At 70.3% G+C, this 17139-nt stretch carries 14 protein-coding genes; 10 read left to right on the plus strand and 4 right to left on the minus strand.

Annotated features, from left to right (window positions below):
• Positions 1 to 185 precede the first annotated feature (185 nt).
• Positions 186 to 1052, minus strand: coding sequence for a 50S ribosomal protein L11 methyltransferase (locus GTY96_RS01350; protein ID WP_161663662.1), 867 nt, complete (start codon positions 1050 to 1052; stop codon positions 186 to 188).
• Positions 1053 to 1132: 80 nt separating this feature from the next.
• Positions 1133 to 3736, minus strand: a complete 2604-nt coding sequence (locus GTY96_RS01355) for a M16 family metallopeptidase (RefSeq protein ID WP_143897751.1) — start codon at positions 3734 to 3736, stop codon at positions 1133 to 1135.
• A gap of 171 nt (positions 3737 to 3907) precedes the next feature.
• On the opposite strand from GTY96_RS01355, the gene GTY96_RS01360 reads away from it, so the two are divergent.
• From GTY96_RS01360 to GTY96_RS01375, 4 genes are read left to right on the plus strand one after another with little or no spacing between them, the layout of a single operon-like run.
• Positions 3908 to 6571: a plectin 1 isoform 8 gene (locus GTY96_RS01360; protein ID WP_201755752.1), complete on the plus strand. Its 2664-nt coding sequence runs from the start codon at positions 3908 to 3910 to the stop codon at positions 6569 to 6571.
• Positions 6572 to 6584: 13 nt separating this feature from the next.
• Positions 6585 to 7790, plus strand: coding sequence for a radical SAM family heme chaperone HemW (gene hemW, locus GTY96_RS01365; RefSeq protein ID WP_161663663.1), 1206 nt, complete (start codon positions 6585 to 6587; stop codon positions 7788 to 7790).
• Positions 7791 to 7841: 51 nt separating this feature from the next.
• Positions 7842 to 8663, plus strand: coding sequence for a tetratricopeptide repeat protein (locus tag GTY96_RS01370; RefSeq protein WP_143899062.1), 822 nt, complete (start codon positions 7842 to 7844; stop codon positions 8661 to 8663).
• 57 nt (positions 8664 to 8720) lie between these two features.
• Positions 8721 to 10271 (plus strand): DUF4388 domain-containing protein, encoded by a 1551-nt coding sequence (locus GTY96_RS01375; protein WP_143897754.1) that lies wholly within the window; start codon positions 8721 to 8723, stop codon positions 10269 to 10271.
• A 27-nt stretch (positions 10272 to 10298) separates the two neighbouring features.
• On the opposite strand, the gene GTY96_RS01380 is transcribed toward GTY96_RS01375, so the two are convergent.
• A complete protein-coding gene (locus GTY96_RS01380) occupies positions 10299 to 10961 on the minus strand; it encodes a hypothetical protein (protein WP_143897756.1) in 663 nt (220 codons plus the stop codon).
• A 293-nt stretch (positions 10962 to 11254) separates the two neighbouring features.
• Here GTY96_RS01380 and GTY96_RS01385 point away from each other — a divergent pair, with 293 nt between their 5' ends.
• From GTY96_RS01385 to GTY96_RS01410, 6 genes are read left to right on the plus strand one after another with little or no spacing between them, the layout of a single operon-like run.
• On the plus strand, positions 11255 to 12007 hold the full coding sequence (locus tag GTY96_RS01385; RefSeq protein ID WP_370456534.1) for a TadE/TadG family type IV pilus assembly protein: 753 nt from the start codon (positions 11255 to 11257) through the stop codon (positions 12005 to 12007).
• A gap of 4 nt (positions 12008 to 12011) precedes the next feature.
• Positions 12012 to 13544 carry a hypothetical protein gene (locus GTY96_RS01390; protein WP_143897760.1) on the plus strand — a complete coding sequence of 511 codons (1533 nt, stop codon included), beginning with the start codon at positions 12012 to 12014 and terminating at the stop codon, positions 13542 to 13544.
• Positions 13541 to 14611 carry a hypothetical protein gene (locus GTY96_RS01395; protein WP_143897761.1) on the plus strand — a complete coding sequence of 357 codons (1071 nt, stop codon included), beginning with the start codon at positions 13541 to 13543 and terminating at the stop codon, positions 14609 to 14611. The genes GTY96_RS01390 and GTY96_RS01395 overlap by 4 nt, the downstream gene beginning before the upstream one ends.
• Positions 14605 to 15474 (plus strand): hypothetical protein, encoded by an 870-nt coding sequence (locus GTY96_RS01400; RefSeq protein ID WP_161663664.1) that lies wholly within the window; start codon positions 14605 to 14607, stop codon positions 15472 to 15474. The genes GTY96_RS01395 and GTY96_RS01400 overlap by 7 nt, the downstream gene beginning before the upstream one ends.
• Positions 15471 to 15746, plus strand: coding sequence for a hypothetical protein (locus GTY96_RS01405; RefSeq protein WP_143897764.1), 276 nt, complete (start codon positions 15471 to 15473; stop codon positions 15744 to 15746). Before GTY96_RS01400 ends, GTY96_RS01405 begins: the two co-directional genes overlap by 4 nt.
• Complete coding sequence (locus tag GTY96_RS01410) at positions 15743 to 15925, plus strand: hypothetical protein (RefSeq protein ID WP_143897766.1); 183 nt, start codon at positions 15743 to 15745, stop codon at positions 15923 to 15925. Before GTY96_RS01405 ends, GTY96_RS01410 begins: the two co-directional genes overlap by 4 nt.
• A gap of 33 nt (positions 15926 to 15958) precedes the next feature.
• Here the strand turns inward: GTY96_RS01410 and GTY96_RS01415 are convergent, their stop codons facing one another.
• Complete coding sequence (locus GTY96_RS01415) at positions 15959 to 17134, minus strand: ABC transporter substrate-binding protein (RefSeq protein ID WP_143897768.1); 1176 nt, start codon at positions 17132 to 17134, stop codon at positions 15959 to 15961.
• Between the last annotated feature and the right edge of the window lie 5 nt (positions 17135 to 17139).

The following is a 17139-nucleotide window of genomic DNA, read 5'->3' on the forward strand; positions in this document are numbered from 1 at the left end:
CAACCGGGCCCGGTGTCCCCCGGTCGCCCGGGGACGCGGCGGCCGGCACGCGGACTGCATTGCTCGCACCCGGCGGGAGTCGCGAGGTCCTGTAGTCAGGGGGAACACCGCGCGAGTCCAGAAGGGGTCGGGCTCTCGGACATCGTGTTCGTGGCCCGGCCCCCTCTTGTTTCTGGAGGCGTGGGTCAGCGCTTCAGGTCGATGCGAACCCACTCGCCCTGCTGCGCGCCCGCCAGCACCGTGCACCCGAGCTTCTGGTACGCGGCCTCCACGTCCACGCGCTGGTGCGCGAGCACGCCGGCCAGCACCAGCCGGTCCTTCGCCTTGGCGACGATGAGCGGCGCCAGCTCGATGAGCGTGTTGGCCAGGATGTTCGCGAGCACCAGGTCGAAGGTGCCCGGCACCTGCGTCAGCTCGCGCCCGGAGATGTCCAGGTCGGGCGTCGCGTTGTCGGCGCAGTTCTCCTGCGCCAGCTCCACGGAGGTGGGGTCGTTGTCGGTGCCCACCACCGTGCCCGCGCCCAGCTTCTTCGCGGCGATGGCGAGCACGCCCGTGCCGGTGCCCACGTCCAGCACGCTGGCGCCCGGGTGCGTGGCCATGAAGTCATCCACCGCCGCCAGGCACAGCGACGTGGTGGGGTGGTCTCCCGTGCCGAAGGCCATCTTCGGCTCGATGACGATGCGCACCTTGTCCTGGGGCGCGTTCGCCACGTCCCATGGCGGGCCCACCCAGAGGCGGCCCACGTTCACGGACTTGATGAGCGACTTCCACTCATTGCTCCAGTCCTGCTGGGGCTGCTCGTCCAGCGCGACGCGCGCCTTGGGGTGGCTCTCCACCACCTCGTCGCGAGCGGCCTCCGCGCTGGCGCGGTCCTCGAAGTAGGCGACGACGATGGACTCACCCGTCGCGGGGGCGCGCACGCCCGGCATGGTGGGCGTCTCGTGGTCGCGGACTTCCAGGCCCAGGGCGCCGGCCTCATGGAGGAGGTCCTGGAGGATCTCCGACGCTTCCTCCGCGATATCCACGGTGAGTGAAAGGTAGGTCTGGGACATGCGCCCCTTCTACCCCAGCCGGTGCGGCGTGGAAGCGCCGTCGTGGGACGCCTCCACGCCTCCTGGCGACCGGGCGGCCGCTACGGTCCGACGACGGCCATGGCCATGCGGTCGAAGTCGATGACCCGGCGGGCCACCTCCTGGATCTCCTCCGCCGTCACCTTCGCCACGTGCTCGGAGTAGTGCAGGAAGTTGTCCAGCCCGACGCCGTAGCACGTGTCCAACGCCAGCAGCGTCGCGCGGGCGCTGTTGCGCTGCAGGTCGATTTCATACGCCCCGATGATGTGTTGCTTGGCGCGCTCCAGCTCCGCCGCCGGGATGGGCTCGTCGCGGATGCGCTCCAGCTCGCGGCGCATGCCCTCCACCGCCGCGTCCACCTTCTCCGGGCTCGTGCCCATGTAGACGGCGAAGTAGCCCGGATCCAACCCATCCATGGAGAAGCTGCTCACGCTGTACGCCATGGAGCGCTTGTCGCGCAGCTCCACGAAGAGCCGCCCGCCCTGGCCGGACAGCACCGTGGACAGCACGTCCAGCGCGATGCGCCACCGGTCGGTCAGCCGCGCGGCCTGGAAGCCCATCACCAGGTGCGTCTGCGCGCGCGCGAGCGTCTTCTTCTCCACGCGCGGCGAGGAGGGCGGCGCCTCCGGCCGCACCTGCTTCGGCGCCACCGCGCCGCCCCGCGACTGGCCGAAGAACTCGCGCGCCAGCGCCCGCACCTCGTCCACGCGCACGTCGCCCACCACGCTGAGCGTCAGCTGCGACGGGTCCATGTGCGCCCGGTGGTACGCGCGCAGCTGCTCTGGCCCCAGCGCCTCCACCGACGCCTTCTCGCCCGTGAGGGACAGCCGGTACGGGTGCTCCTGGTAGAGCGTGCGCGAGAACAGCTCGAACGCCAGGCCCGACGGCTTGTCCTCGCGGGTGAGGATGTCCTGCAACAACAGCGAGCGCTCCCGCGCGACCTCCTCCTCGCGGAAGGCCGGGTTGAGCAGGCAGTCCGCGAACAGCCGGAAGCCCGGCTCGAAGTAGCGCGCCAGGAAGTCCGCCTTCAGGCTCACGGAGTTGCGGCCGCCCTGGCCGCTGACGTTGCCCGCGTACAGGTCCTCCAGGTGGGAGATGTCGTCCGCGCTGAGCGACGTGGTGCCCTTGGTGAGGGTGCGGCTGAGCAGCGTGGTGATGCCGTTGTCCGCGGGCGTCTCATACCGCACGCCGCCGATGAAGGCCGCGCGCATGGAGACCAGCGGCACGTGGGGCTCCACGCGCACGATGAGGGTCGCGCCGGAGGGCAGCTTCTCCTGCACCACCTCCGTGCGCGCGGACCCGGTGGTGCTCCGGGCCGGACGCGCGGGGGCCTCCGGGGGCGGCTGCCGGGCGGCGCGCTCCGGAGGCGTGAGGCCGGGGCTCCGCGCCGCCTCGTCCAGCGCGGCGTGCACCTCCGCTTCCGTCAGCGCGGCGGAGGGCGGCACGAGCGCGGTGGCGATGGCGTGCTCCAGCCGCAGGTACTTCTCCGCCACGCGGCGCAGATCCTCCGGCGTGAGGTTGCGGATGTGCTCCAGGTAGCGGGCCTCGGACTCCAGGCCGCCGGGGCTGGTCTGGTACGAGCCCAGGTTGCGCGCGGTGCCCTGCACCGTCTCCTTGCGGTAGACGGACTCCGCCTCCACCACGGCCTTGACCGTGCGCAGCTCGTCCTCGGACACCCGCGTGGTGCGCAGCGCCTCCAGCACGCGCGCCGTCTGCGTGAGCGCCTTCTGCGCCTGCGCGGGCGGCAGCGTCAGGGACACGGAGAAGATGCCGGGGTCCTTGGGCGTGTACGCGGAGGCGTGCACGTCGTTGACCAGGTGCTGCCGGCGCTTCACCTCGCGCACCAGCCACGACGAGTTGCCCTGGCCGGCGATCATCGCCAGCACGTCCAGCGCGGGCACGTCCGGGTGCTCCAGCTCCGGGATGGAGAAGGCCAGGTTCAGGTAGGCCTCCTTCACGTCCTCGGTCTGCACCAGGACGCGCCGGGCGGTGGGGGCCGCGTCCCGGGGACGGGACACCGGGCCCGCGTAGGGCCGGCCCCAGTCACCGCCGAAGATCTCCTCCACCCACGGGCGTAGCTGCGCCTCGGTGAGGTCGCCCACCACCACCAGCACCAGGTTCTGGGGCGTGTAGTGCCGGTGGTAGAACTCCAGCACCTTCTCGCGGGTGAAGCCGCGCACGCTCTCCTCGGTGCCGATGACGGGCAGCCGGTACGGGTGCGTCTGGAACGCGGCGGTGAACAGCCCGCGCGAGGACCGGCGGGCCGGAGAGTCGAAGCTGCGCTTGATCTCCTCGCACACCACCTCGATCTCCCGCGCCAGCTCGTCCTTGTCGAACGCGGAGCGGCGGACGGCGTCCCCCAGGATGTCCAGGCCCGTGCGGGCGAACTGGCTGGCGATGACGATGTGGTAGACGGTCTGGTCGAAGGACGTCCAGGCGTTGATTTCACCGCCGTGCGCTTCGATGTCCCGGGCGATTTCACCCGGGCCCCTGCGCTCCGTGCCCTTGAAGAGCATGTGCTCGTGCAGGTGGGCGAGGCCGGCCTGGTCGGGCCTTTCATCCGCGCTGCCGGCCTTGACCCAGACCTGGAAGGCCGCGACCTTGGCGGCGTGCTGCTCTTCGAAGACGACGGTGAGCCCGTTGGGCAGGCTGTAGCGGATGGGCATAGGGAGTGTCCGAAGCTGTCATCCCCTCCCACGGGGAGGCAAGGCGAGGTGTGATGTTTGCTCCATTGGCTAACGCCCCGCCCCTCTCACGTCGAGCGGACCGGGTCGCCCGCCTCCCTCCAGGCAGGCGAAGCGGCGAGGGCACCGTCGCGTAACTGGTGGAAACTTCCCGTGGCCAGTAACCTGGGCACGCACATGCCGTCTCCCCCGGACGAGGCGGATCCGCTCGCGGACCTCAAGGAATTGCTGGATGACGGCGACGCCCCGGTGGCGGCGCCCGCCCCGGCAGCCCTCCGGCCGCTCGCGGTTCCCAAGCCTCCCCCCACCGCGCCTCCACCCCTGCCGCCCCGGCGGCCGGCCGCCGCCTTGCCCGCCGACCCCGCGGCCCGGCCCGCCAGTGTCCCGGCCGCCCGTGTCCCCACGACCCCCGCGCCCATCGGCGGTGGCGGGTTGCCCACGACCGCGCCTCCGTCCCCGGCGGCGGCGGCGCGCAGTCCGGGCAAGGGGGACCCCTTCGCGGAGCCCGCGGAGCCCCGGCTGCCCATGGGCGGCTCGCCCGAGGACAAGCTGGAGTTCTTCCGGGGAATCCTGAAGCAGAAGACGGAGACGCTGGCCCGCGCCCGCGCGCTCTACGCCGAGCGCGAGAGCGAGCTCACCCAGCTGAAGGCCGCGCTGGAGAAGGCGCGCAAGGAAGGGGGCGCGGGCGCTCCGGCGCGGACGGCGCAGGACGAACAGCGTCTGCAGCAGGCCCAGGCGAGGGTGGCCGCGCTGGAGGCGGAGCTGGCCGCGTCGGAGGCGGATCGCCGGGACCTCACGCGCGCGCTGGCGGAGGTGGAGTCGGAGCTTCCCCGGCTGGCGGAGGAGCTGCAGGTCGAGCGCGAGTCGCGCGGGGCGATGGCGGAGGAGCTGGTCGGCGCCAAGGAGGCGCTGGGGCTCGCGCAGGACCGGGTGGCGGAGCTGGCGTCCGGCAAGTCCGAGGCGCAGGGCGCGCTGGAGGCCGTCCAGGAGCAGTACCAGTCGGTCCTCGCGGACGTGGAGCGGCTGACCTCCGAGGTGCAGTCGCTCACCGCCGAGCGCGATGCCCAGGCCCTGCGCATGGGGCAGCTGGAGACGGCGCTGGCGGAGGCGCGGGGCGCGATGGGCGCGCTGGAGAGCGAGAGCGACTGGTCGCGCAGCTCGCTGGAGGAGGCGCACGCCCACGCGAAGCTGCTCGAAGGAGAGCGGGACGCCGCGCGCCGGCAGCTCGCGGTGGTGGAGGACGGGCTCAAGTCGCTGCAGACGCAGGTGACGGAGCTGGAGCGGTCGCTCGCGCTGAAGGACGCGGACGCGGTGGGGCTGCGCGCCGCGCTCACCGCGCGCACGGTGGAGGCGGCGGAGCTGCCCTCGCTGAGGAGCGCGCTGGAGGGCCGTGTCGCGGAGGCCGCGCAGGCCCAGGCGCGAGTCCGCGCGCTGGAAGCGGAGCTGGCGCAGGCGCGCGAGGGTGGGCGCGCGGAGGCGGAGGCGGCCGAAGTCCGGGCGCGCATGGCCGAGTCGGAGCTGGCCTCGCTGCGCGAGGTGCTGGAGGCCGCCGAGGTCGAGCAGGTGGCGCTGCGCGACCGGATGGAGTCGGACGCGGCGGCGCTCGGCGAGGCGGTGCACGAAGCCGAAGCGAAGGTGCACGAGGCCGAGGCGCGCGCGGCGGAGCTGTCGGCGCAGGTGGCGGAGCTCACGTCGCGGGTCGCGGCCGCGCAGGCCGAGCACGAGGCGCACCAGCAGCAGCTCGCCGCGGTGGAGCGAAAGCTGGCCACCACGCAGGCGGAGCGCGTCGGCTTCTCCGCGCGCGCCACCATGCTGGAGACGGCGGTGGGCCAGCGCGACGCGGAGGTGCAGCGCCAGGTGGCCCTGGTCGCGAAGGCGCAGGAGGAGCTGTCGCTGGAGCGTGCCCGGCGCGAAGCAGTGGAAGCGGAGGCCGCGGACGCGCGGGTCAACGCCGCGGAGGCCGAGGCCCGCGTGGAGGCGTTGAGCGCGGGGCAGGACGGACAGCGCGAGGAGCTGGCGTCGCTCGGCGAGCAGTTGGAGGCGGCGAGGGCGGAGGCGGACAAGGTGGACCGCCTCCACCAGCGCGTGAAGATGGTGGAAGGCGCGCTGGAGGCCTCCGAGTCCAAGCGCCGGATCGCCGAAACGCAGGCGGCCCGCGTGAAGGACCTGGACGCGGTGAAGGTCACGTTGGAGGCGAAGCTCGCGCAGTCCAGCACGGCGCTCCAGGCGGAGCAGCTCGCGAAGGCGGCGCTGGAAGCGAAGCTCAGTCAATCAGGGACCGCACTCCAGGCGGAGCAGCTCGCGAAGGCGGCGCTGGAGGCGAAGCTCAATCAATCAGGGACCGCGCTCCAGGCGGAGCAGCTCGCGAAGGCGGCGCTGGAGGCGAAGCTCGCGCAGTCCAGCACGGCGCTCCAGGCGGAGCAGCTCGCGAAGGCGGCGCTGGAGGCCCGCCTCGACCAGTCGGGCGCCACGCTGCAAGCGGAGCAGGGCGCGAAGGCGGCGCTGGAGGCGAGGCTCACGCAATCCGGTGGCGCGCAGCAGGCGGAGCGCGCCGCCCTGGAGGCCCGGCTCGCCGAGGTCAGCGCCGCGCTGCGGGAGGAGCAGGCGGCCCGGCAGGGGCTCGAGGTCCGGCTCGCGGAGCTTCCCACTACGGCGACCGCCGTCCCCGCCGACTGGGCCCAGGAGCGGGACCAGCTCAAGTCCGACGTGGCCTCCATGAAGCGCAAGCTGATGGCGGCCGAGGCAGCGCTTGAATCGGCCGCCAGCACCAAGGCGAAGGTGGCGCGCCTGGAAGCGCAATTGAAGGCCCTGAAGTAGAGGTTGGACCTCCATGTCCTTCGCCGCGCCCACGGACCCATTGACGGGCATGCAGGCCGCCCGCTTCGGGCTCTACCTGCATTTCCCCTACTGCCTGGCCAAGTGCCCCTACTGCGACTTCGCGGTGGCGGTCGCGCGCCAGGTGCCGGAGGAGCGGTACGCGAACGCGGTGCTGGCGGAGCTGGACGCGCGCCTGTCGGCCGACCCCGCGCTCCGCACGAAGCCGCTGGAGTCCCTCTTCCTGGGCGGGGGCACGCCATCCCTGTGGCACCCCCGTTACGTGGCGCGCGTGCTGGAGGGCATCGCCGCCCGCATGTCGCTCGCCCCGGGGCTGGAGGTGTCGCTGGAGGGCAACCCGGAGCGCTCGGACGCGGAGCGCTTCGCCGGCTATCGCGCCGCGGGCATCAACCGCCTGTCGCTGGGCGTGCAGTCCTTCCAGCCAGAGACCCTGAAGGCCCTGGGCCGCGCGCACGACGCGGCCATGGTGGAGGCCGCCGTGGCGGCGGCGCGCAAGGCGGCCTTCCCCGTGGTGGCGATGGACTTCATCTACGGCGTGCACGGCCAGACGCTGGCGCAGGTGGAGGCGGACGCGCGCCGGGCCGTGTCGCTGTCGCCAGAGCACCTGTCCACCTACGCGCTGACGGTGGAGCGCGAGGTGCTGGCGGAGTCCACGCCGCTGTCCAAGCAGCTCGAGCGTGGGGAGCTCACGCTGCCCGAGGACGACGACGTGGTGGCCATGGCCCGCACGGTGCGCGACGTGTACGGGGCCCACGGCCTGGCCCGCTATGAAGTGTCCAACCACGCGCGCCCCGGCCTCGGCTCGCGGCACAACGCGCTGTACTGGACGGGCGGCGAGTACCTGGCGCTGGGCGTGGGCGCCACCGGCATGCTGCTGGCCCCGGAGGCCCACCGCTACGTCAACCTGCGCAGCCCGGAGGCGTACCTGCGCGCGGTGGAGGAGGGGCGGGTGCCCGAGGCGAGCCGCGAGGCCCTGGGGCCCGACGAGCTCTTCGCCGAGCGGCTGAGCATGGGCCTGCGCCTGGTGTCGGGGGTGGACTGGGAGGCCGTGTGTGAGCGATATGGCCAGCCCGTGGAGCCCCGGCGCGCGGAAGTCGAGCGCCTCGTGGCCCACGGCTTCGCCACCCGGCATGGGCGCAGGCTGGCCCTGACGGAGCGGGGGGTGGACGTGCACAGCGCCATCTGCGCGCGGCTGCTGTAGGCGGCCCGGGGGCTTCACCCGGGGTGGTTCCAGGAAGGACGTTCGACCGTGCTGACCAAGTGGTTGCTGTGGATGGGCCTCACGATGCTGACGGGCAGCCCGTTGCTGTCCCTGGCGCTGGTGGCCGTGCTGCTCTTCGCGGCGGACCGCTTCACCCTCCAGGTGCTGCCCAGCCCCGTGCGGGCCCTCAAGCGGTGGCAGCGCGCTGGAGCGCTGGCCAGCACCATCCTCACCAACACCCACGACCGCCGCGCCCGCGCGGAGCTGGCCGACATCCGCCTGGGCCAGAAGCGCTACGCGGAAGCGGTGGACCTGCTGCGCCCCAACCTGGACGCGGGCGACGACGACGTGGACACCCTGTACCTCCTGGGCGTGGCCTACCTGGGCGCTGGCGACCCGCCTCGGGGCGAGCTGCTGCTCGACGAGGCCGCGCGCCTGGACGCGGACTACCGCCAGGGCGCCATCGACCTGGAGCGCGGCCGCTTCCGCCTCCAGTACGAAGACCTCAAGGGCGCGCGCGAGGCCCTGGAGCGCTTCCTCCAGGTGCGCCAGGGCTCCGTGGAGGGGCGCGTGCTCCTCGCCCGCGTGCTGGCGAAGCAGGGCCAGGAGGCGGAGGCGAAGGCCATGCGGGATGCGGCCTGGCGCGAGTACGCCGTGGCCCCTCGCTTCCAGCGCCGCCGCGACCGCTGGTGGGCCTACCGGGCGCGCCCGTCCCGCCCGCTGACGTACGCCGCCGTGGCCCTGGTGCTGATGGGCGTGGGGGCGTACCTGACCCGCTTCCTGCCCACGCACGACGCGGCCCCGGGCCGTTACGGCTCCTACTATGATGAGCCCTACGCCGCCGACGACATGGGCGGGGACGACGCGGAGTAGTCCGCGCGAAGCCCGCCCTGCCGCCTCCCAGGCGAGAAGGGTCGCCAGGCTTCACGCATGTTCCCCCCGCCCTCCCAGGTGCTGCGCCAGCGCGAGGGCCTGCTGGCGGACACGCCCTTCCCGCTGCTGCTGCACGCGCTGATGGTGGAGGAGCGCACCTGTACGCTGGAGCTCAAGGTGCGCCAGCGCGAGAAGCGCATCACCTTCGAGGACGGCTCGCCGGTGGCGTGCAACTCCAACCTCCTGCACGAGACGTTGGGCAAGTACCTGGTGGAGAAGGGCCGCCTGTCGGAGGCGGACTACCAGAAGTCCCTGGCGGAGAGCGTGTCCACGGGCCTCCAGCTGGGCGCGCTGCTCGTGCAGAAGGGGCTCATCAGCCCGTTCGACCTCTACAAGCAGCTCCAGGCGAACCTGGCGCACAAGCTCCTGGACTGCTTCCGCTGGACGGACGCGAAGTACCGCCTCATCGCGGACGTGGAGAACCCGGACGCCACCGTGCGCGCCAACACCGCGCAGCTCATCCTGACGGGCATCTCCACCCAGCTGCCCTTCGACACCGTCGCCACGCACTTCACCTTCACCGACGACCGCCGCTTCGGGCAGATGCCCGGCGTGGACTCCGCGCCCAAGCTGTCCTCCAAGGACGCGCGCCTCTTCCAGGCCCTGCGCCAGCGCCCCACCTTCAACGAGCTCCTGGAGCGCACCGGCTTCGACATGGACAGCGTGCTGCGCCGGCTCTACGCGCTGTGCCTGTTGGGCGTGGCGGGCTTCGTGGAGGACGCGGACCTGAAGGCCCAGGAGCTGGCCCAGAAGGCCCCTCCCGTGTCCGTGGTCGCCCCGGAGCCCGTGCCCACCCCGGCGCCGGTCGCGTCCACCGGGCCCTCCGGCACGCCCTTCTCGGATGACGACGAGGCCGCGCGCAACGCGCTGCTGGGCGCGTTCCTCAACCACCGGAGCCTGGACCCGTTCGCGCTCCTGGACGTGCCGGAGGACGCGCAGCCGGTGGCGCTGCGCAAGGCCTTCCTCGCCGCCGCGGACCGCTTCGCCCCGCTGCGTTTCCAGACGGCGGAGCTGAAGGAGAAGGCGGAAGGCATGCTCGCCGCCTACGCGCGGGCCTACGGCGCGCTGTCGGAGCCGGAGCAGAACACGCTGTGGAAGAAGCGCCGGCAGGCCCAGCGGGAGAAGGCGCGCAACAACACTGGCCGGCCCTCCACCGCGGAGCAGTTCCGCATCCGCACGGACCTGCTGGACGCCACCACCCAGTTCGACGAGGGCAAGCGCCGGCTGGAGGCCCGCAACTTCGCGGGCGCCTTCGAGTACTTCGAATACGCCTGCGACATCGACCCAAGGCCGCTGCACCAGGTGCACCGCGCCTGGGCGCGCTACCTGATGAAGCCGGAGGCGCACGGCCGGCTGGTGCTCCAGGAACTCCAGGAGCTGACGCGGCAGGAGCCCGGCCTGGAGGAAGGCTGGGCCTTCCTGGGCGACGTGGCCCGGGGCGAGGGTCAGTGGGCGCTCGCGGAGGATGCGCTCCGCAAGGCCTTCAAGCTCAACCCCCAGCAGCGCCGCTACGTCGCGCTCATCCAGGAGATCGCCCGGCGGCGGTGACGGCCCGCCGCCGGAGGGCCCCCGACACTACAGGGCGTTGATGCGGGCGCGGATGCTCGCCGACAGGCCCAGGTTGTCCGACAGGTCCGTCATCGCCTGCTGGACGACGGGGAAGTTCGTGCTCGTCACCGTCTTGTTCTCCAGCAGGCGGAACAGCTCCTGGAAGTCGGCGTACTGGGTGACAGGGCCCATGTCGTAGTTCTCCTCCGGGGAGGACGGCTGGCGCTCGCTGTTGACGCAGTAGAGGAACAGGGGCTGGAAGTACCGCTCACCCGCCGGCACCTCGATGGTCACCCGCTGCGCCAGCATGCCGTTCTGCACGCCGCGGTTGCGGGACACGAAGACGAGGCCCGGCGGCAGCTGCACGGTGATGGGCCGGTTCGTCGTGTTGCGGAAGATGAGGCACAGGCGCACGAGCTCGCCCTGACCCTTCGCCTCGTCCTCATACTTGTCATCACAGTCCGTGGGGTCGGGGTCGTTGTAGCCCTTGATGGGCTGCTCCAGCTCCAGGCCCGTCGGAAGCGTGAAGGCCGTCCCTTGTGGCGCGGTCTCGTCGCGGCCCATGCCCGGACGGTCCTCGCCCACGGGGGTCTCGTCACCGTCCCCGTTTTTCTCACTGTCGCTGCCGCACGCCGCCAGAGCCACCGCCGTCGCGACCAACGCCGCGCGCCATGCCAATCGCCAGTTCATTGCCACTCCTCTGCTCGCTTTGCCCGGCCCCAGTCCTTCAACGCCGACCCTGTTCGAGACCATGCGAGGAGCGTCGCGTCAAGCGCCGTATCCCAGCCCCTCCCGCTACCCGACAGCACGCCAGGTCCCTCCATACCCCCTCTCGTCCAGTTGACGGATGGTGTCGTGTGGCGGGGTTGGGGGATAAGGTGGGAGAAAGCTGGGGTCGGGAAGACGCTTACCTCATGTGACTCCCGGGGACGGTCATGCGGTCCAGATCCGAATCAGGGCAGGTGGCGGTGGAGACAGCCATCGTGCTTCCCCTGTTTGTCTTCTTGCTACTGGGCATCCTCCAGCTGGGCCTGATGCACCAGGCCCGCCTGTTGACGAAGTACGCGGCCTACAAGGCCGTGCGGGCCGGCTCCCTGCACAACGGCAACGTGGAGATGATGGAGCGCGCGGCGCTCGCCGTCCTGCTGCCCATGATCAGCCAGGCCGGCGGCGGTGGCGCGGAGAAGATCACCCCCGTCAACGGCGCCTCGGAGTTCAACCAGAAGTGGAACGCCGTCTCCAGGAACAAGATGCCGGAGGTCAACCTCAAGTACGCGGAGGTGCAGATCTGCGGCCCCTCCAAGAACCTGATCACCTCCGACACCCACGACAACAAGGAGGCGGACTTCGATGATCCGAGGATCGCCTCTGGTGACGACCCCTCGGGGAACGGTGACTGGGGACGGAGCCTTCGCACCAAGCTGAGCATCCAGGTGACGTTCAACTACCGGCTGCCCATCCCCTTCGCGGATGTCGTCATCTACAACATCGCGCGGGGCCAGCAGACGCTCCCCTGGGTGCTGCGGCTGGGTAAACAGGAAAACCAGACAAAGAAGTCGTACGTCAAATATCAGATCGAGCAGAACGACGCCGCCGCCGCGCAGAAGCTCTACATCCTGCCCATCCGCGCCACGTACATCATGCGGATGCACTCCAATCTGTACCTGACGGCGACCGACCTGCCCGACTCGTATCTCACGAACAAGTGCACCTTCACGTTCGACTCCTTGGGGTGACCGAATGAAGACCCGTCATGCCCGCAGAAGACGGAGCCGGGGGCAGTCCCTGGTGCTCGCCTGTCTGTCGTTCCTGCTGCTCGCGCTGATGACGACGCTCAGCTTCAACCTGAGCCACGCCCTGCGGGAGAAGATGAACCTGCAGCAGCACAGCGACACGATGGCGTACTCCATGGCGGTGCTGGAGGCGCGCTCGCTCAACTACTACGCCGTCACCAACCGGGCCATCGCCGCCTCCTACGCGGCCATGACCAGCGTGCACGGCTACATGGTGGCCGCCAGCGTCACGGGCGACATGATGACCGCCGGAGCCTGGAACTTCGGCATCATCGCCGTCGAGGAGCTGGGGCAGTGCTACCCGAACCTGTCGCACTGCGCGCACGCGATTGAGGCGGGCATCATCGCGGGCAAGTACAGCCAGAAGGCGAACAACTACAACAACAAGGTGAAGAACCTTGAGAGGCCGTTCAACCAGGTCATCAAGGAACTCAACGGCATGGCGGATGCCCTGCACGGCTCCCAGGCCACCGTGCACACGACGACGCGCAACACCCTGCGTGGCTCCGGCCTGAGCGCCCTGACGGACAACAACGCGCCTGGAGCCAGCAACGTGAGCGCCGGGGTGGGGGGCCTCAACATCCTGGAGTTCGACTGCGTGGTGGACGGGATGAACTGCCAGAAAGCGCCCAGCACGGACATCAAGGCGCGCGCCCGCTCCATGACGGAGGTCTCCAACGCGACGCGCCCTGGCTGGGCGTCGGACCGGAGCATCCCGGTGCTGATGAACGGCATCCCCACCTACCTCAACAACACCTTCCAGAAGTCGCTGCTCAAGGACATCCCCAGCCGGGGCACGCACATGGGCGTGACCCATGCGGGCACGGCGAAGGTCGTTGAGTCCATGAGCGGCATCCACGCCAACGGCCAGACTTCAGGCAACACCGGCAAGATGGTGGGCGCCGACGAGCACGGCATCCTGATGCAGCAGTGGCGTGATGGCTTCTCCGCCTTCCCCTACAAGGCCACCCTCAGCAGCGCGCAGAGCGGCAGCGAGCACAAGCCGAACGGGGCCCACAACGGACAGCACAGCGATTTCAGGGGCATCAACACCAAGGACCTGTCCGGGTGCGCTTCCACGGGGAACTGCTTCATGAAGTTCCGCGGCATCGCCGATCCGGGCGAGGACTGGGGCCAGCCGCACGTCTACAGCTACGTGACCAAGCAGTTCTTCATCGGCGGCGGGACCAAGGGGCCCTGGGAGCTCAACAGCTCCGGCACGATGCGCTTCAACCACGGGGCGCAGGGGGAGGGAGAGCTCCGGCTGGCGCCGGGAGAAGGCGCCGCCCTGTCCAAGGCGTTGGTCTACTACCACCGGCTGGGGAAGGGCGGCTGGAAGGAGGCTCCCAGCCTCTTCAACCCCTACTGGCGCGCCAAGCTCCACCCGTTCACGGCCCAGGAGGCGACCAAGGTGCTCGGCGCCGCGGGCAATTCAGAAGCCGGGCAGATCGCGGCGGGCGCGGAGAAGCTGACCCTATGAGCCCTCGACTTCGCCGCGGTCCCCGTGGCGCCGCCTCCGTGGAGATGGCGCTGTCGATGATCGTCCTCATCCCCATCTTCCTCTACTCCATCTTCCTGGACGACCTGCTGCGCTACTCCCTGGACGCGCAGGAGGCGGCGCTGTCCACCGTCTGGGACTACACCACGCAGGACTACACCCAGCCCCTGAAGCCGAACAGGACGGGCAGTGGCGGCACCCAGATCCAGTACTTCTCCCGGCTGACCTTCTGCGACCACGAATCCGGCCTCGACCGCACCGACAAGAAGGGCTCGGACGGCTCGTACCTGGACTGCAGCGATCCGGACCACCACAAGGCGGTGGTGGCCCACGTCTGCTGGATGAACAACAACGCCAAGCAGGTGACGTGCGAGGAGCCTGAAAAGGGCGCGGGCGGCGGGATGGAGCCCCGCTACTTGATGTACCGGGGCCAGTACACCAACGGCGGCTTGGTGAAGTGCTCCGCCCGCGCGGTGGTGGAGAACTACATGCTGCCGGAGACGTTCCTGCCCCAGTTCGGCAAGGAGCCGAAGCTCGTGAAGAAGAACTGGAAGGGCGAGGGCGACGTCCACGGCAACGCCGAGGCAGGCACGGGCGGCAAGGACGGCAACGCCTACTTCCTCAAGCAGCAGCAGATGTCCATCATCACCGACACCTGGGCGCTCACGAAGGAAGCCGACACGGAGCCGGGCGACAAGAGCGGGGAGCTGCATGACCGTGTCAGCTCCGCCTACAGGACCAGCGTGAAGTACTTGAGCATGGCGGAAGCCTACGCGACCTTCAGCCAGAGGATCACCCAGGACCTGCTCTCGCCGCTGGCCCTGGTGATGGGCGACAGTCCGCTCTCGCCGAACCTCGCCATCAAGCCCCACGATGGCCGCACGCCCACGCCCTCCATCAGCATCAAGCAGGAAGGCCGTGGCGGCCGGGGCGCCAACTACTTCACCACCGAGTGGAAGGACTGGGACTCCAACAAGAGCGAGAGCATCTACAAGCACGGCCAGCGCGGTGAGTGGTACCTGGGCTGTAAGGATGCGGAGAAGTGCTGAAGGACCTCGCCCATCACTCCGCTTTCCGCGCAGGGGCACTGCTGTTCTCGGTGTCCGTGGTGGGCGTGCTGCTGGGCATGGCCTGGGAGGACGTCACCTATCGCGACAAGGCGGACTCCGAGCTGGAGCGCGTGGAGGATCAGGCCGAGATGATGGAGGCGAAGCAGGAGGAGGGCGTGCAACGCTCGAAGCGGGACGAGGCCATCCTGGCGCGCTCGCTGACGTACTTCCCGCCCTACCCGAACGCGGGGCGCCCCGAGGCGCTGGCGGCGGACTACCTGGGGCCGGACGTTCCCATCGCCGTCGCCTTCTTCACCACGAAGGATTCGTCGGACGAAGTCCTCCTGCACTACCGCAAGGTCATCCTGGACCAGGGCCTGCCCGTCATCGGGACGCGCTTCAGCGAGAACTCGGGCTACGTGGGGTACTGGGAGCCGGACACGGAGGAGATCCGCCTGGTCTCCACGCTGCACCAGGGCGGCGAGACGATGGCCTTCGTCTCCTCCGGGCAGGTGGGCAACATGCTCCATCGCCGCGCCGCCGAGGTGCCGGACTGGGTCCCGGTGCCGCCGAACCTGCGGCAGGTCTCCACCCTGACGTTGAACATGGAAGGCCTCCAGAACACCATGGTGACGGGCCGGGTGGCGGCGCGGAGCGTGGAAGAGGCGGAGCAGGACTACCGCTCCTCGCTGCGCCTTCAGGGCTGGGCGGCGGAGGCTGGCAGCTCTCCAGGCTTCCAGCAGCGGGAGTTCGTGGTGAACAACACGGGCATGCGTGGACAGGTCATCCTGAAGCAGGCGACGGGCAGTGACGAGGTGGAGTTCCACCTGTCGCTGATGCAGCGGCCGGAGGCCCTGCCATGAGCACTGCGCGAAAGGAGCGCGAGGACATGATGAAGCAATGGGGTTGGGGGCTGGCCGTGGGCGCGGTGTTGTTCGTCGCCCCCTCGGCGTGGGCCAAGGGCTGCGCTCAGGTCTGCGTGGACGACCTGGCGCGCAACACCAAGCTCTGCAAGGAGCGCTCGAAGAAGGTCGCCGAGTGCACGCAGATGTTCACGAAGATCAAGGACACCTGCGTGAAGGAGTGCCAGAAGCCTTCCAAGGACGATTCAGCTCCTTCCGGGGATGAGGAATGAAGACGCCCAAGGCGCTGGGGCTGCGTCAGCGCGGCCAGGCCATGGCGGAGTACGGCGTCATCACGGCGGCCTTCTTCGGCTTCTCCGTGATGAGCTGGCCGTTCCTCGTCCAGCTGATCCGCGCCCTCAACACCTACTTCCAGTCCATCTACTACGTCATCCAGTCGCCCATCCCCTGACGGCGGGGACGGGCGGCAGGGCCGAGGGGCGCGCTACGGCTTCACGGTGGTGACGAACACCGCCTTGCCGTCCTGCACCTTCATCACCACGGCCTGCTTCACCGCGTCGCGGTTGGCGTCCAGGTTGATGGTGCCCGCGACGCCCGGGAAGTCCTTCGTGGTCGCGATGGCGTCACGCAGGGCCGGCCCGGAGGTGTCCGGCGCGCGCTTCATCGCGTCCACCAGCAGCCGCGCGGCGTCGTACGCCAGCACCGCCACGCTGTCCGGCACCGCGCCGTAGGCGGCCTTGTACTTCTTGAGGAAGCCCTGGACGATGGGGTCCGGGTTGTCCGGCGAGTAGTGGTTGGAGAAGTAGCTGCCGTCCAGCGCGGAGCCGCCCAGCTCGTACAGCTTGTCGGAGTCCCACCCGTCGCCGCCCAGCAGCGGCACGCGCAGGCCCACCTCGCGCGCCTGCCGCGCGATGATGCCCACGTCAGTGTAGTAGCCAGGGACGAACACGGCCTCGGGCTTCGTGTTCTTGATGGCGGTGAGCTGCGCGCGGAAGTCGGTGTCGCCCTTGGAGTAGCTCTCGTTGGTGACGATGGTCCCGCCGAACTCCTTGAACTTCTGGTTGAACACCTCCGCCAGCCCCACGGAGAAGGCGCTCTTGTTGTCGGTGAGCACCGCGACCTTGTCGAGCTTCAGGTTCTCCCGCGCGAACTTCGCCATCACCAGGCCCTGGAACGGGTCGATGAAGCAGACGCGGAAGATGTAGTCGCCCTTCTTCGTCACCTCCGGGCTGGTGGAGGTGGGGGTGATCATGGGCACCTTCGCGGCCTGCGCCTTGTCCGCCATCGCCATGGACACGGACGACGCGGCCTCGCCCAGCAGGGCCACCACCTTGTCCTGCGCGATGAGCCGCGTGGCGGCCTGGGCGCCCTCCTCCGGCCGGCCCTGGCTGTCGTATACGCGCACCACCAGCTTCTGGCCCCGCACGCCGCCCTCGGCGTTGGCCTCCTGGAGCGCCAGGTCGATGCCGTTGCGCGCGGAGATGCCGAAGGTGGCCTCGGGGCCCGTGAGGCTGCCCACCTCGCCAATGAGGATGCTGCCCGCGGGCGGCGCGGCGGTGGCGCTTCCCTCCTGGGACGCGGGGGCGGACGTGGACTTCTTCTCACAGCCCACCAGCGTCAGGAGCAGCGCGGTGAGCAGGAGGGGAAGGGGACGGCGCATCGGTG

The organism is Corallococcus silvisoli (assembly GCF_009909145.1).
GTDB classification, from domain to species: Bacteria; Myxococcota; Myxococcia; order Myxococcales; family Myxococcaceae; genus Corallococcus; species Corallococcus silvisoli.

Coding starts and splice junctions, on each gene's coding strand:
- GTY96_RS01350 (WP_161663662.1), bottom strand. CDS start 1,052: ATGTCCCAGACCTACCTTTCACTCACCGTGGATATCGCGGAGGAAGCG.
- GTY96_RS01355 (WP_143897751.1), bottom strand. CDS start 3,736: ATGCCCATCCGCTACAGCCTGCCCAACGGGCTCACCGTCGTCTTCGAA.
- hemW (WP_161663663.1), top strand. CDS start 6,585: ATGTCCTTCGCCGCGCCCACGGACCCATTGACGGGCATGCAGGCCGCC.
- GTY96_RS01375 (WP_143897754.1), top strand. CDS start 8,721: ATGTTCCCCCCGCCCTCCCAGGTGCTGCGCCAGCGCGAGGGCCTGCTG.
- GTY96_RS01380 (WP_143897756.1), bottom strand. CDS start 10,961: ATGAACTGGCGATTGGCATGGCGCGCGGCGTTGGTCGCGACGGCGGTG.
- GTY96_RS01390 (WP_143897760.1), top strand. CDS start 12,012: ATGAAGACCCGTCATGCCCGCAGAAGACGGAGCCGGGGGCAGTCCCTG.
- GTY96_RS01395 (WP_143897761.1), top strand. CDS start 13,541: ATGAGCCCTCGACTTCGCCGCGGTCCCCGTGGCGCCGCCTCCGTGGAG.
- GTY96_RS01405 (WP_143897764.1), top strand. CDS start 15,471: ATGAGCACTGCGCGAAAGGAGCGCGAGGACATGATGAAGCAATGGGGT.
- GTY96_RS01410 (WP_143897766.1), top strand. CDS start 15,743: ATGAAGACGCCCAAGGCGCTGGGGCTGCGTCAGCGCGGCCAGGCCATG.
- GTY96_RS01415 (WP_143897768.1), bottom strand. CDS start 17,134: ATGCGCCGTCCCCTTCCCCTCCTGCTCACCGCGCTGCTCCTGACGCTG.